This is a genomic window from Romboutsia weinsteinii (assembly GCF_002250835.2).
GTDB lineage: Bacteria > Bacillota > Clostridia > Peptostreptococcales > Peptostreptococcaceae > Romboutsia_A > Romboutsia_A weinsteinii.
The window spans coordinates 1-585 of the sequence record NZ_NOJY02000160.1; the positions used below are offsets into that span (position 1 = coordinate 1).

Consider the following 585-nt stretch of genomic DNA (forward strand, 5'->3'; position numbering starts at 1 on the left):
ACGCGGGACACCCTGATTAAAAGTCAGGTGCTCTACCGACTGAGCTAATGGATCATAATGGGGTGGATAATGAGAGTCGAACTCACGACCTCCAGAGCCACAATCTGGCGCTCTAACCAACTGAGCTATACCCACCATACTATTTGGTCGAGGTGGAGGGACTCGAACCCCCGGCCCCATGGTCCCAAACCACGTGCGCTACCAAACTGCGCTACACCTCGAATTTGTTATTTTAATCTATATGGTGGACCATCAGGGACTCGAACCCCGGACCTACCGGTTATGAGCCGGGCGCTCTAACCAACTGAGCTAATGGTCCATATAAATTGGTAGCGGTAACAGGAGTCGAACCTGTGACCTTTCGGGTATGAACCGAACGCTCTAGCCAACTAAGCTATACCGCCACAAAATGGTGCCCAGAGGCGGAATCGAACCACCGACACGGGGATTTTCAGTCCCCTGCTCTACCGACTGAGCTATCTGGGCAAATTGGCGGAGAGGGTGGGATTCGAACCCACGGTGCCGTTAAGCATCACTAGTTTTCAAGACTAGCTCCTTAAACCACTCGGACACCTCTCCGTAAAT

General features: G+C 52.3%; 6 tRNA genes. All 6 read right to left on the reverse strand.

The window, feature by feature from the left end:
* Nucleotides 1-58: 58 nt before the first annotated feature.
* Nucleotides 59-135 (reverse strand) — tRNA-His (locus CHL78_RS20455).
* A gap of 9 nt (nucleotides 136-144) precedes the next feature.
* A tRNA-Pro gene (locus tag CHL78_RS20460) sits at nucleotides 145-221 on the reverse strand.
* A gap of 21 nt (nucleotides 222-242) precedes the next feature.
* Nucleotides 243-319: transfer RNA gene (locus tag CHL78_RS20465), tRNA-Ile, on the reverse strand.
* Between the two features lie 8 nt (nucleotides 320-327).
* A tRNA-Met gene (locus CHL78_RS20470) sits at nucleotides 328-404 on the reverse strand.
* 6 nt (nucleotides 405-410) lie between these two features.
* Nucleotides 411-486: transfer RNA gene (locus CHL78_RS20475), tRNA-Phe, on the reverse strand.
* A gap of 4 nt (nucleotides 487-490) precedes the next feature.
* Nucleotides 491-579 (reverse strand) — tRNA-Ser (locus CHL78_RS20480).
* Nucleotides 580-585 lie beyond the last annotated feature (6 nt).